This window comes from Massilia sp. Mn16-1_5 (genome assembly GCF_004798585.1).
Taxonomy (GTDB): Bacteria; Pseudomonadota; Gammaproteobacteria; order Burkholderiales; family Burkholderiaceae_D; genus Telluria.
The window spans coordinates 181,724-195,250 of record NZ_PPXQ01000008.1 but is presented as its reverse complement, the minus strand read 5'-3'; the positions used below and the strand labels follow the sequence as shown (position 1 = coordinate 195,250).

Annotated in this window: 11 protein-coding genes; 6 read left to right on the top strand and 5 right to left on the bottom strand. The window is 66.5% G+C overall.

All coding sequences use genetic code 11. The annotated features are described in order from the left end of the window. Positions 1 to 15: 15 nt before the first annotated feature. The 5 genes from hydA (at position 16) to C2862_RS11675 (ending at position 4,513) form a co-directional block, all read left to right on the top strand. On the top strand, positions 16 to 1,395 hold the full coding sequence (gene hydA, locus C2862_RS11695) for a dihydropyrimidinase (RefSeq protein WP_136220295.1): 1,380 nt from the start codon (positions 16 to 18) through the stop codon (positions 1,393 to 1,395). 38 nt (positions 1,396 to 1,433) lie between these two features. Further along, complete coding sequence (locus C2862_RS11690) at positions 1,434 to 2,708, top strand: Zn-dependent hydrolase (RefSeq protein WP_136220294.1); 1,275 nt, start codon at positions 1,434 to 1,436, stop codon at positions 2,706 to 2,708. 49 nt (positions 2,709 to 2,757) lie between these two features. Further along, positions 2,758 to 3,087 (top strand): hypothetical protein, encoded by a 330-nt coding sequence (locus C2862_RS11685; protein ID WP_136220293.1) that lies wholly within the window; start codon positions 2,758 to 2,760, stop codon positions 3,085 to 3,087. Positions 3,088 to 3,209: 122 nt separating this feature from the next. Then, positions 3,210 to 4,073: a DMT family transporter gene (locus C2862_RS11680; protein ID WP_136220292.1), complete on the top strand. Its 864-nt coding sequence runs from the start codon at positions 3,210 to 3,212 to the stop codon at positions 4,071 to 4,073. A gap of 140 nt (positions 4,074 to 4,213) precedes the next feature. Continuing rightward, the gene (locus tag C2862_RS11675) at positions 4,214 to 4,513 is read left to right on the top strand and encodes a hypothetical protein (protein ID WP_136220291.1); all 300 of its coding nucleotides are present in this window, start codon (positions 4,214 to 4,216) and stop codon (positions 4,511 to 4,513) included. Positions 4,514 to 4,562: 49 nt separating this feature from the next. On the opposite strand, the gene C2862_RS11670 is transcribed toward C2862_RS11675, so the two are convergent. Continuing rightward, positions 4,563 to 5,501 carry a LysR substrate-binding domain-containing protein gene (locus C2862_RS11670; RefSeq protein WP_136220290.1) on the bottom strand — a complete coding sequence of 313 codons (939 nt, stop codon included), beginning with the start codon at positions 5,499 to 5,501 and terminating at the stop codon, positions 4,563 to 4,565. A 106-nt stretch (positions 5,502 to 5,607) separates the two neighbouring features. On the opposite strand from C2862_RS11670, the gene C2862_RS11665 reads away from it, so the two are divergent. Beyond that, positions 5,608 to 6,825, top strand: coding sequence for a urate hydroxylase PuuD (locus C2862_RS11665; RefSeq protein ID WP_136220289.1), 1,218 nt, complete (start codon positions 5,608 to 5,610; stop codon positions 6,823 to 6,825). A 96-nt stretch (positions 6,826 to 6,921) separates the two neighbouring features. Here C2862_RS11665 and C2862_RS25705 read toward each other — a convergent pair whose 3' ends face one another. The 4 genes from C2862_RS25705 to C2862_RS11650 form a co-directional block, all read right to left on the bottom strand. Continuing rightward, entirely contained in the window at positions 6,922 to 7,947 is a 1,026-nt protein-coding gene (locus tag C2862_RS25705) for a YfbK domain-containing protein (RefSeq protein ID WP_373888255.1), read from the bottom strand. A 9-nt stretch (positions 7,948 to 7,956) separates the two neighbouring features. Further along, positions 7,957 to 8,607 carry a von Willebrand factor type A domain-containing protein gene (locus C2862_RS25700; protein WP_229467397.1) on the bottom strand — a complete coding sequence of 217 codons (651 nt, stop codon included), beginning with the start codon at positions 8,605 to 8,607 and terminating at the stop codon, positions 7,957 to 7,959. Positions 8,608 to 8,714: 107 nt separating this feature from the next. After that, entirely contained in the window at positions 8,715 to 10,973 is a 2,259-nt protein-coding gene (locus tag C2862_RS11655; protein WP_229467396.1) for a hypothetical protein, read from the bottom strand. Between the two features lie 94 nt (positions 10,974 to 11,067). Further along, on the bottom strand, positions 11,068 to 13,419 hold the full coding sequence (locus C2862_RS11650; protein ID WP_136220288.1) for a S9 family peptidase: 2,352 nt from the start codon (positions 13,417 to 13,419) through the stop codon (positions 11,068 to 11,070). Positions 13,420 to 13,527: the final 108 nt, after the last annotated feature.

Genomic DNA, 13,527 nt, shown 5'->3' with positions numbered 1-13,527 from the left:
TGACAAGGAGTCTTCATGACGACGATCATCCGTGGCGGCACCATCGTGAACGCCGACCGCGCCTTCCGCGGCGACGTGCTGTGTTTCGGCGACAAGATCGTGGCCGTCGGCGAACAGCTGGACGCGCCGGCCAACGCCACCGTGATCGACGCCGATGGGCAGTACGTGATGCCGGGCGGGATCGACACCCACACCCATATGCAGCTGCCCTTCATGGGCACGGTCACCGCCGACGATTTCTTTACCGGCACCGCGGCCGGCCTGGCGGGCGGCACCACGACCATCATGGACTTCGTCATTCCCGACCCGAAGCAGTCGTTGCTGGAGGCCTACCGCACCTGGCGTGGCTGGGCGAGGAAGTCGGCCGGCGACTACACCTTCCATGTAGCCGTGACCTGGTGGGACGAGTCCGTGCATGCGGAGATGGGCACCCTGGTGCGCGAGCATGGCGTGAACAGTTTCAAGCACTTCATGGCCTACAAGAACGCGATCATGGCCGACGACGAGACGCTGGTGAACAGTTTCAGACGTGCGCTGGAGCTGGGCGCGATCCCGACCGTCCACGCGGAAAACGGCGAACTGGTGTATCAGCTGCAGCAGGAGCTGCTGGCGCGCGGCATCACGGGAGCAAAAGCGCATCCGCTGTCGCGTCCGCCGGAAGTCGAAGCCGAGGCGGCCAACCGCGCGATTGCGATTGCCAACGTGCTCGGCACGCCCGTGTACATCGTGCACGTGTCCTGCGCCGAGTCGCTGGACGCCATCGCCCGTGCCCGCGCCAAGGGCCAGCGCGTGTATGGCGAAGCGTTGGCTGGACACCTGGTCATCGACGACAGCGTCTACGACAGCCCAGACGAGGATTTTGCACGCGGCCACGTGATGAGCCCGCCGTTTCGCAGCCCGCATCACCAGCAGGCGCTGTGGCAGGGTCTGCGCGGCGGCAACCTGCATACCACCGCCACCGACCACTGCACCTTCTGCGCCGAGCAGAAGGCGGCGGGCAAGGACAACTTCACGCGCATCCCGAACGGCTGCGGCGGGGTGGAAGAGCGCATGGCCGTGGTCTGGGACGCCGGCGTGAATTCCGGAACCCTGACCCCCTCCGAATTCGTGCGCGTCACCTCGACCAACGCGGCGCAGATTTTCAACATGTATCCGAGGAAGGGCGTGATCGCCGTCGGCGCCGACGCCGATATCGTCATCTGGGACCCGAACGGCACGCGCACCATCTCGGCCAAGACCCAGTTCGCGAAAGGCGGCTTCAACGTCTTCGAAGGCCGCACCGTACGCGGCATCCCGACCCACACGGTCCATGCCGGCAAGCTCGTCTTCGAGCGTGGCGACTTGCGCGCGGAAGAGGGCGCCGGCCGCCACATCGACCGGCCTGCTTTTATCTGACCCGCGCCTACGCGTTCAACGCACGCTCTGGAGACACCATGTCCGACACTCTGCGCATCAACGGCCAACGCCTGTGGAACTCCCTGATGGAACTGGCCCAAATCGGCGCCACCGACAAGGGCGGCGTCAAGCGCCTCACCCTGACCGACCTTGACCGCCGGGGCCGCGACCTGGTTGTCGGCTGGGCGCGCGAAGCGGGCATGCGCGTCACGGTCGACAAGATCGGCAACGTCTTCATGCGCCGGCCCGGACGCGACGACAGCCTGCCTCCCGTCATGACGGGCAGCCACATCGATACGCAACCCACCGGCGGCAAGTTCGACGGCAATTACGGCGTGCTGGCCGGATTGGAGGTTGTGCGTACCCTGAATGACAATAACATCGTCACCGACGCTCCGATCGAGGTCGCGTTCTGGACCAACGAGGAAGGCTCGCGCTTCGTGCCCGTGATGATGGGCTCCGGCGTGTTCTGCGGCGCCTTCAGCCTGGAGACCGCCTACGCGGCGAAGGATGTCGAGGGCAAGACCGTGCGCGAGGAACTGGAGCGCATCGGCTATCTCGGCAGCGAGGAACCGGGCCGGCACCCGATCGGCGCCTATTTCGAGGCTCACATCGAGCAGGGGCCGGTGCTGGAAGATGCCGACAAGATCATCGGCGTGGTGCCGGCCGTGATGGGCCTGTCCTGGTACGACTGCACGGTCACCGGCATGGAAGCGCACGCCGGCCCGACCCCGATGGGCCTGCGCCGCGACGCGCTGCAGGTGGCCACCACCATCATGCAGGAAACTGTAGCGATCGCGAACCGCTACCCGCCTTATGGGCGTGGGACAGTCGGCATGGTGCAGGTTTTCCCGAACAGCCGCAACGTGATTCCCGGTCAGGTGAAATTCAGCATCGACTTGCGCAACGTGAACGACGAACTGCTGAACACCATGCACGAGGAGATGCTGGCCTTCGTCGACAAAACCCGGCGCGAGACGGGCCTCGGCATCGAGATCGAGCGCGTGTCCTACTATCCGCCTTGCCCCTTCCACCCGGATTGCGTGAACGCCGTGCGCGCCGCTACCGAAAAGCTCGGCTATTCGACGATGGACGTGGTGTCGGGCGCCGGCCACGACGCCATCTATACGGCCCGCGTGGCGCCCTCGGGCATGATCTTCGTGCCCTGCAAGGACGGCATCAGCCACAACGAGATCGAGGATGCCCAGCCGGCCCACCTCGAGGCCGGCTGCAACGTGCTCTTGCACGCCATGCTGGAACGGGCCGGCGCTGCGACCGACGCCCTCATGGCCGGGGAAACCGCAAGCGTGTGAGGCATGCCGGCGTGCACTGGCCGCGCGAAAACGCGGCTACAATGCCCGCATGCCGAGCAAAACCCCCACCTTTCCCGGTCCGCTGACGGCGCGTGGCGCCGTGCTGGCGGTGCTGCTGTCCGATGAAGACCAGACCGGCGCCGAGCCACTACGCGGCCGCGTCACGCTCGCGGCCATCGTACGTACCCTGAAGCGCAAGTACAACTGGCCGATCGAGACCAGCAGCTTTCCGTCGAACGGCCTCGATGGCCGCGCCACCTGGGCCACCGTGTACAGCCTGCCGCCGGCCGTGGTCGAACGCGCACTCAAAGCAGGCGGACGCGACTGGCTGAAGAGCCGGGCCACGGCCAAACGCGCCGTACAGCGCGTGGACGAATAGACGCGCGACGCCGTTGCCTACCCGCGCCGTGCTTGTCTGAGCACGGGGACAGCGCTTAATGTGGGAGCATGCCAACGAGGATGCGGATCTTCCCATGAGCTGTTGTCTGATGGATTGCCCCCATGCGTGACCGTGCCCTCGAGACGCCGCGCCTGGCCACGCTCGCCTTCACGGCGGCGGCGCTGCTCGCCTTTGCCGCCAATTCGCTGCTGTGCCGCCTGGCGCTGGCCGGCGACGGCATCGATCCGGCCAGCTTCGGCGCGATCCGGGTCGCCTCCGGCGCGCTGGCGCTGGTGCTGATCGTGCGCCGGCGCGCGGGGCATGACACGCGGGTCGACGGCGACTGGCTTTCCGCGGCGATGCTGTTCGCCTACGTCGCCTTCTTTTCCTTCGCCTATGTCAATTTAACGGCCGGCACCGGTGCGCTGATCCTGTTCGGGGCGGTGCAGCTGAGCATGTTCGGCTGGGCATTGCGTGGCGGCGAACGGTTTTCTGCCGCAGCGTGGTGCGGGCTGGGACTGGCGGGGGCGGGACTGGTGTATCTGGTGCTGCCGGGCGTCAGCGCGCCGCCGCCCCTCAGCGCCGCCTTCATGGCGCTGGCCGGTGCCGCCTGGGGCGTGTATTCGCTGCGCGGCCGCGGGGCGCCCGATCCGCTGCGCGCCACGGCCGGCAACTTCCTGCGCGCGGCGCCGCTGGCCCTTGCGCTGTGGCTACCCTTCGCCGGGATGGCCCATGCGGATGCGGCGGGCATCGCGCTGGCGATTGTCTCCGGCGCGCTGACTTCCGGCGTCGGCTACGCGCTCTGGTACACGGCGCTGCGCGAGCTCAGCGCGATGCGCGCGGCCACGGTGCAATTGTCGGTACCGCTGATCACGGCCTTCGGCGCCGTGCTCTTCCTGTCCGAGCCGGTGACGCTGCGCCTGGCGCTGGCTTCGGTGGCGATCCTGGGTGGGATCGCGCTGGTGCTGGCGCGGCGCAGCCAATAGCAGCCGCTAGCGTGCGTTCCTTGACACGCTCGCTTACAAGCTTAATCTGGCTCTGACGGCCATCACCACCTCGCCATGCCGGCGACGTAATCTTTTCTTCGCGCATCAAACGTCGGCCTGCAAGCGAGGGAGTAGCGAACATGGAAACAATTTTTTGTCCCGGTTGCGCCAGCGGCACGCATCACGGCGGCGCGGCCTGTCCCGTGTGCGGCGCGCCTTGCGCTGTCGAGATGTCCTCGTTCGTGCCGCGCAATCCCTTCAAGCTGATCGCCCTGTGCGTACTGTGGGCGGTCGCGTTCTGGCTCGGCAGCCTGCTCCTGCTCGGCGAACAGGCCGAGCGCCAGCTGGGCGGAACGCTGCTGCTGGCGTCGATCGGCCTGTCGATCGCACTGACCGTGCGCGGCATCCTGCCGGGCACGCAAAAATCCCTCAGGGCTTGAGACTGCGCAGGAAATCGAGCAGTACCTGCGCCGCCAGTCCGGCTCACGGCTACTTCTGGACGAGCGCCCGCGCCGCCTGGCTGACCTGGTCGCGCAGCCACTTGTGTTCCGGCGACTGGTGCACGCGTTGGTGCCAGAGCTGGTAGAAGCGCATCGGCGGGAATTTCAGAGGCATCGTAAACGTCTTCAGCGGCAGCGTCTTCTCATAAGAGCGCATGAACTGGCGGCCCGTGGTCAGCACCAGGTCGGTCTGGGTCAGCATGTAGGGGATCAGGCCGAAGTAGGGCGACTCGACCGCGATCTTGCGCTGCATGCCTTGGCGCGCGAGGAAGGAATCGATCACGCCGTGGTAGCCGGGCAGGGTCTGCGAGGGCGCCACGTGCGGCAGACTGAGGTAGTCTTCGATGCTCATCGCATCGGTCGAGGTACGCCGCGCGTAGGGGCTGTCGGCGCGCATGGTGCAGACGATCGGATCCTCGAACAGCTTCGAGATGTGCAGGTGCGCGGGCGGCTCGTCCCAGTTGGCGATCACCAGGTCCATTTCGCCGTCCGAGAGCATGCGCAGGTAGTCGGCGCCGGCGCCCATGCCGTGGATCGCGACCCGGCTGTTGGGCGAACCGCGGCGCACGGCGGCGACCACGTTCGGCAGGAACTGGGTGTCGAGATAGTCGGGCGCGGCGATGTGGAAGGTGCGCGCCGCTTCCTCGGGCACGAAGGCCGATTTTTTGACGAACAGGCTCTCGGTCTCGTCGAGGATGCGCTTGGCCGGCTTTAACAGGCTTTCGCCGTGCTGGGTCGGCACCATGCCGCGCGCGCCGCGCACCAGCAGCGGGTCGCCCGTCAGTTCGCGGAGTTTACGCAGCGAGGCCGAGATCGAGGGCTGGGGCTGGTTCAGCTTCAGCGCCACCCGCGAGACGTTCTTCTCCACCAGCAGCAGGTAGAGGATACGGATCAGGTGGATATCCAGGTGCTGGGGCAGGGCGGACATGAGCTTGTCGTATATGGATTCGGGTATGTCGAATATACGTTAATTTTCATGTTGTACAAAATGAAATCGGTTTATCGTCAGAGGAATATCAGCAAAGGGAACTTGCATGGACGTGTTCGCCTCTTACGGCCTCGAATGGCTCAACCTGCTGGTGCGCTGGCTGCACATCATCACGGGTATCGCCTGGATCGGCGCCTCTTTCTATTTCGTCTGGCTGGACAACACGATCAAGCCGCCGCCGCCGGGTTCGGACCTGGCGAAGAAGGGCGTGGCCGGCGAACTCTGGGCCGTGCACGGCGGCGGCTTCTACAACCCGCAGAAGTACCTCGTTGCTCCGGCCGAGCTGCCGAAGGAGCTGCACTGGTTTAAATGGGAAGCCTATTCGACCTGGTTGTCGGGCTTTGCGCTGCTGTTCATCGTGTACTACCTGAATGCGCAGGCGATGATGGTCGACCGCAGCGTGGCCGATCTCACCAGCTGGCAGGCGGTCGGCATCGGTCTCGGCAGCCTGGTGGTCGGCTGGCTCGTGTACGACCTGCTGTGCAAGTCGCCATTGGGAAAACGCGACCTGCTGTTCGGCCTCGTGATCTTCGCCTTCCTGGTCGGCAGCGCCTATGTGCTGACCCACCTGCTCAGCGGGCGCGCGGCCTACCTGCACATCGGCGCCATGATCGGCACCATCATGGTGGCGAACGTCGCGCACGTGATCATTCCCGGCCAGCGCAAGATGGTGAACGCGATGATGGCCGGCCAGAAGCCCGATCCCGTGTACGGCATCCGCGCCAAGCAGCGCTCGGTGCACAACAACTATTTCACGCTGCCGGTGCTGTTCCTCATGATCAGCAACCACTACGCGATGACCTACCGCCACACGCACGCCTGGGCCGTACTGGCGGTGATCATGGCGGCGGGTGTGCTGATCCGCCACTTCTTCAACCTGCGCCACAAGGGCCGCATCGAGTGGACCTATCCGGCGGCAGGCGTGGCGCTACTGGCCGTGCTGGCAGTGCTGATCGCGCCGAAGGCGCCGACCGCGCAGCAGCCGGGCGTGGATAGCGCCGCCCAGTTCGCGCACGTGAAAGCCATCGTCGATCAGCGCTGCGTGGCCTGCCATGCCGCGCACCCGACCCAGCCCGGCTTCGCCACGGCGCCGGCCGGCGTAATGCTCGATTCGCCGGAACTGGTCGCCCAGCACGCGGCCCGCATCTACCAGCAGACGGTGCAACTGAAGGCGATGCCGCTGGCGAATCTCACCAACATGACCGACGCCGAACGGGCGCAGGTCGGCGCCTGGTTCGAAGCCGGTGCAAAAACTGGCAAGTGAAGCACGCCCTGCGGCAGTCGTAGGGTGGGCGCCCCGTGCCCACCAAATGCATGCACCGCGTTGACGCATCGTGTTGGTGGGCACGGGGCGCCCACCCTACCGCTGACCGGCCTTGCCCAGCGCCTCCGTCATCCGCACCAGCTTCACGAACTCCGCCCGATACCCCTCGGCGTCCGCCCCGCGCGCACCATTCGCCAGTTCGGCGATGTCGGCATACGGATAATCGGCCAACTGCTGTTCGCCGCGCAGGCGCTGCCCAAAAGCGGCCACGGCGACGGCGAAGCGCTGGTCCGCCGGCGCCGCCTGCAGCGATTGATGCGCCGCACCCGCGCGCACCGGCTGTTCGACCAGGCGGCTCTTGTCTTCGCCGGGCAGCTTGTAGCGCACTCGCACGAAGCACAGTTCGTCGGTCTTCGTCCGTGGCGCCGCTTTCTTGCCCTCGCCATAGCGCAGCGGATCGACCAGCGTGCCGGCGGCGCCGCTTGGGGTGATCTCGTAGATCGCGGTGACCGTATGGCCCGCGCCCATGTCGCCGGCGTCCACCTTGTCGTCTTTAAAATCCTGGCGCGCCAGCATGCGCGTCTCATAACCGATCAGGCGGTAGGCGGCGACCTTCGCCGGGTTGAACTCGACCTGCATCTTGACGTCGTTCGCGATCGGGAACATGGTCGAGCCGAGTTCCTCGCCCAGCGCCTTTCTCGCTTCCAGCAGCGAATCGATATAGGCCGCGTTGCCGTTGCCCGACTGCGCCAGGCGCTGCATCAGCGCGTCGTTCAGGTTGCCGCTGCCGACGCCCAGGATCGACAGGTAGACGCCGCTCTTGCGCTTGGCGGCGACGAATTTCTCCAGTTCGCGCGGATCGGTGATGCCGACGTTGAAGTCGCCGTCGGTGGCGAGGATCACGCGGTTCACGGCGTCCTTGTCGAAGTGGCGCTCGGCCAGCGCGTAGGCGCGCTGCAGGCCGTCGGCGCCGGCCGTGCTGCCTCCCGCACCAAGGGCATCGATGGCATCCAGCACCTTCTGCCTGTCTGTACCGCCGGTCGGCTCGAGCGCCACCGTGGTGCCGCTGGCGTAGGTCACGATCGCCACCCGGTCCTGCGGCCGCAGGCTTTGCGCGAACAGGCGAAATCCCTACTTCAGCAAGGGCAGCCGGTCCTGCGGCCCCATCGAACCGGAGACGTCGACCAGCAGCACCACGTTCATCGGCGGCTGCTGCGCCGCCTTCACGTCAAAGCCGCGTACCGCGATGTGCAGCAGCTGGTTCTTCGCCTTCCACGGACTTGGCATCACCGCGGTCGTCACCGCGAAGGGCTGGCTGCGGCTGGACGGGCGCGCGTAGTCGTAGGGGAAGTAATTCACCATCTCTTCGACGCGCACGGCGGCCGCCGGCGGCAGCCGTCCGGCAGTCAGCTGGCGCCGTACGAAGGCATACGAGGCCGTGTCGACGTCGGTGCTGAAGGTGGAGACGGGCTGCTCCTGGACCAGGACCGCCTTGTTCGCTAGCGCATCGGGGAACTTGTCGACACCGGGCAAGCGGAATACGTGCGGCACCAGGTAGGGCGGTGGCGGTGGCGCCGGCGCATAGGTGAAGGCTGCGCCGGCGGCCATCTTCAGGCTCGATCCGGACACCTCGACGCGCTGCTGCGGCGCGGCCGGCGCGGGCACCACGGGGCTGGCCCTGGCCACGGCCGGCGCCGGCTGCGCCAGCTGGCTTTCCGTGCTGCAGGCGGCAAGAAGGGATGCGGCTGCCAGGGCAGGCAGGGCGAAGGCGGCGTGTCTCATGTCAGGACCTTGTCGAATTATTGTTCGTACAAGATGCTACGAGCCACGCACCGATGCAATCGCCGTTACATGTTGTAATCGTTTTAATCGAGGCGGGTCGCGTGTACTCAGCGCGGCACGATCGCGAACTGCGGGCCGTAGCCGTAGTCGGGCTTGACGCTGCGCGCCATGAAGCGCGCCCAGGCCTTGCGCCCGGCCTCGCCGCCGGCGTTCGCGGCATAGGCCAGGGCCGGCTGCATGTTCGAGGGGAAGCCCGTGACGGTGCTGGAGTAGCCGCCCATGTCGCCCGGTTTCGTCTTGAGCGCAGCTGCCATCTCTGCGCTGTCGCAGGCCAGGTTCGCCAGTTCGGGACCGGCCGTGGCGGCATACGCCTGCCCGATCGACGTGAAGAAGGGCGACGAGGGCGTGGCGCGTACCGCATAAGTATAGTTCGCGCCCAGGATCCAGCAGGCGCCGTCGCCTACCATGCGCGCGATCGGGAAGCGCGCCTTCCACTTGAGCAGGGGCTCGGCCTCCTTGAAGCCGAGTTCCGCGACATGGCCGACGGCGGCCGTGAAGAAGTCGTCCTGCCAGGGCGCGACCGCTGTCTTCTTCTTGTAGAGCACCGCGTAGCCGTTGACGAGCACGCCCAGCCTGTTGGCTTCCTCATTGTTGCTATAGGTTGCGTTGTACCAGGCCAGGTTGCTGTCGAGGATGGCCAGCAGGTCGCGCTTGAGCGGGTGGCTGTCGGGCGTGATGTAGGCCGCTTCGCCGAGCGTGCGCAGGCTCCAGGCCTGGCCGCGCACCTGGCCGGTGCTCAGCAATCCCTGCACGTTCCTACGGTAGCCCGGGTTCGAGGAGAAGACGTTGTACATGGTCCAGAAGTGCAGCTCTTCGAGATAGTAATGGTCGCCGGTGACGAGATAGGGCAGGTAGGCGAAGGCCGGCTGGTGCGATTCGTCTGGGCGGTTCGGCGACTTGCACGCGTCCTTGCGGCAGGCGGGGAAGGCTTCCCGCTTGCCGGTCTTCGGATTGCGCGTATCGCCCGGATGGCCGAGCAGGGTCATGTAGGGATAGTCCATCAGGCTGACGGGCAGGCCGGACCGCTTGTCGCGGTAGTGCATCGGCCAGCTGCCGGCCAGGTCGGCGGTCCCGAGCGTGACATTCTTCGCGCGCGGGTCCATGCTGATCAGGTAGGCGGCGCCCCAGCCGGGCAGCAGGCCGATGTCGCCGCGCCCGCCGGTGGTGCCCATCGCGCGCATGGCCAGGCCCACGCCCATCGGCTCGGTCTTCGGGCCTTCCCAGCGCGATGCCAGCTGGGCCAGTTCGCGCTCGCGCATGACCACCGACAGGTCGTAGTTCGGCAGCGCGCGCGTCGCGATCAGGTAGGCGCTGTCGTGGCGCAGGTGCAGCGCTGGCGCCTCGCCGGTCCAGGCAAGGGTGCGCCAGCGCGCGTGGTGATAGTGCGTCAGGTCCTGCTTCCGGTAGACCTGCCTGCCGTCGGCCGTGATCGTGACGTCGTAGGTGAAGTTCTGCGGATCCGGCTCGTAGGCCCAGTCGTTTTCGACGGTGACGTCGATGCGCGCCTGGCGCGCCTGCGGATACCAGCGCAGCGCGAAGCGCGCCGCCAGGTGCGGATGTTCGTCGCCCTTGGCGTTCTTCAGGGGCGCGGCCACCTGCAGCTCGGTGACGACCGGGCCTTGCAGCCAGGTCTGCGCCTTTTGCGTCTTCAGCAGGGCCGCGCTCGAGGCGGTGTAGCGCTCGCCGTCGATCACGACAGTGACCACGGTGTCGGGCGCGCCGCCCACCTTGGCGGTGTCCTGCGCCTTCTTTGTGCTCTTGACGAGGGCCAGTCCCAGGTCCTTGTCGGCGCGCAGGCGCGGCACGATCAGGGACACGACGGCATGCCGCACCGACCCATCCGGATGGCTGGCCTTGACGTCGAGTTGCAGCGGCAGCAGGCTGCCGTCGGGCAGCTTGGCGGCCAGCCCGGCCCCGCGCGGCAGGTCGCCAGGCGCGAACACCTGGCCGAACGTGACCGGCACCTCGTCCTGGTCGTCGCGCGCAGTGCTCTCGATGACGACACCGGTGATGCCGCCCGTGGGAATCGCCGGACCACGCGCTGCAGGCGCGGGCCTGGCGCCTTCCCTGGCGGATGCCGTGTCCTTGTCTTTATCCTTGTCCTTGCCCTTGTCCTTGCCCTTGTCCTTGTTCACGCCTTGCTCGCCGTGGCGCTCGGCCAGCACGCGGCTCGCATCGAGCTGGCCCGTGACAGGCAGCCCGATGAAGTTGGGGTCATCGGATTTGCCCTTGTCCTGGGCGTGGGCGGCGCCGCAGGCGAGGAGGGCAAGCAGGCAGGAGAGGGAGCGGAAAGCGGAAAGCGTCATGAGGGCAATCGGAAAGCGAAACGAATAACAAGGTGAACAGTAAAACAAAAGGCGCCCCGTGGGGCGCCCGTTTGTCCGTTTTTCGCGTGCCGCCTTACTGTTTCAGCGTGCGCTCGAACAGTTTGAAGATGCGGCGATACTGGTCGAACCAGCTTTCCGGCTGGGTGTAGGCGTGGCGTTCGAGCGGGTAGCTCGCCAGTTCCCAGTTGTCCTTGCGCAGCTCGATCAGGCGTTGGGCCATGCGCACCGAGTCCTGGTAGAACACGTTGTCGTCGACCATGCCGTGGGCGATCAGGAGGTTCCCCTGCAGCTTGTCCGCGTACTCGATCGGCGACGAGATTTTATAGGCCTGCGGATCGAGGTCCGGCGTGTTCAGGATGTTCGCGGTGTACTCGTGGTTGTAGCTGGTCCAGTCGGTCACCGGACGCAGGGCCGCGCCCGACTTGAACATGTCCGGCGCACGCATCAGGGCCATGAAGGTCATGAAGCCGCCGTAGCTGCCGCCGTAGATGCCGACGTTCGCCGGGTCGCCCTGGTGGTTCGCCACCATGTACTTCACGCCGTCCTGGTAGTCCACCAGTTCCGGATGGCCCATCTGGCGGTAGATCGCGGTGCGCCAGTTGCGCCCGTAACCCTTGGAGGCGCGGTAGTCCATGTCGAGCACGACATAGCCCTTCTCGACCAGCAGGTTGTGGAACATCTGCTCGCGGAAGTAGACCGGGAAGCGCTTGGTCGTGTTCTGCAGGTAGCCGGCGCCGTGCACGAACATCACGACCGGATATTTTTTACCCGCTTCCATGTTCGCCGGGCGGTACAGCTTCGACCAGACCGGCGCGCCGCCGTCGCTCGAGGGCACGGCCACGTATTCGGGTTGGACCCATGTGCGCGCCTTGTAGTCCGCGGTGCGCGTGTCGGTCAGCTTGACGGCCGCGCCGCCGCTCGCCGGCACGGTGGCCAGCTGGGCGGGCATGTAGCTCGACGAATAGTGGACCAGCAGCTTGCGGCTGTCCGGCGACAGCGTAAAGCGTTCGACACCTTCCAGCTGCGTCACTTCGCGCGTGGCGCCGTCTTTTGCGTTGACGGCGCAGACCTCGTAGGTGCCCGGGTTCTTGCGGTTGCAGAGCATGTAGGCGGTGGCGGCGTCGGCACTCCACTGCACGTCGCCGGCTTCCCACTGGCCGCTGGTCAGCGCGCGGTGCGGGCCGCCGGGCGTTTGCGTGTACAGGTGGGCGTAGCCGCTTTCTTCCGACACGAACCACAGGCTGCGGTTGTCCGGCAGCCAGCCGAAATCGCTGTTGTCGAAGTTGACCCAGGCTTCGTCGCTGAGGCGGTGCTGCGGCACCAGTTTCGCGGCCTTGAGGTCGACGGTGGCGATCCAGCGGTCCTTGTTGTCGATGGCGCGCAGCATGACGGCGGCCTGCTTGCCGTCCAGGGTCCAGCGCACGGCGTCGGCGCGGTCGGCGATGCGCAGCGGGCGGTTGCCCTTGAGCGGATCGAGCTTGGCCTCGGCACGCAGTTTGGCGAGCGGGTCGACCGTGATGCCGGGCAGGGTGTCGAAGGGGACGTCCTGCACGCGGCTGTCGGCCAGGTCGATCAGTTTCAGCTGGTGCGGAATGGGGTTGGCGCGGCCGACGCGGGTGCGCTCGTCGTCCATCTCTTCGTAACCCGATTCGGTCACGTAGCGCGGCATCTTGCCGACGCGGCCTTTATCCGCGCCCTTGGCGGCGGTGACGACCAGCAGCCAGCGGCCGTCCGGCGAGAGGGCGCTGCCTTCGATGGTGACCTTGTCGCCCAGGTAGACCGGGGCAGGGGCGCGCGTGGCATCGGCACGGCGCTCTTCTTCAGTGCGCGTACGGGCGGCGTCGCGGTCGTCCTTGGCGCGCTTCAGGGTGCTCATCAGGCGCAGCTGCATGTCGCGCAGCGCATCCGCTTCCGGATTGGCCGGGTCCCTGGCCGCGCGCGGCAAAGCCACTGGTCCCTGCACACGGCTGGCGCGGTCCCAGCTGAACCAGTCGTGGCCGACGCGAAACTGCACCGCGCGCTCGTCGCTGGAGAACTGCGGGTCTTCGGCCTTCACGCCGCGCGTGATCTGGACCAGCTGCCCGCTTTTGAGGTCGCGCTCGAACAGGTCGCCGTTACGCACCATGATGGTGCGGGTGTGTGCACGGTCGTAGACCACGGCCGGGCTGTCGAGCTTCGCCAGGTCGGCGTCTGCGACTTTCTGTGCGCCTTTCTGCGCCGCCAGGAAGGTGTCGCGCAATTGCGAACCGGTGCGCTTCTGCTTGAAGTAGACGACCTTGCCGTTCCAGCTCCACCATGCAGCTTCGACCGGATTGCCGATCCAGTCCGGATGGGCCATGGCTTGCTCTAAAGTGATGGGCGTGGGCGCGGCGACGGCGGGAAGGGCGCTCAGCGCGGCAAGAAAGGTCAGTGCAGGAAGTCGCATCGTGGATGTCTGTGAGTGAAAAAGAGCTTTCTGGCTAGAAAAATGCGCATGCATTCTAGCTCAGCCACTCAGCGACAGGGGGGAGTGCCGGAAGATTTATCCGGCCAT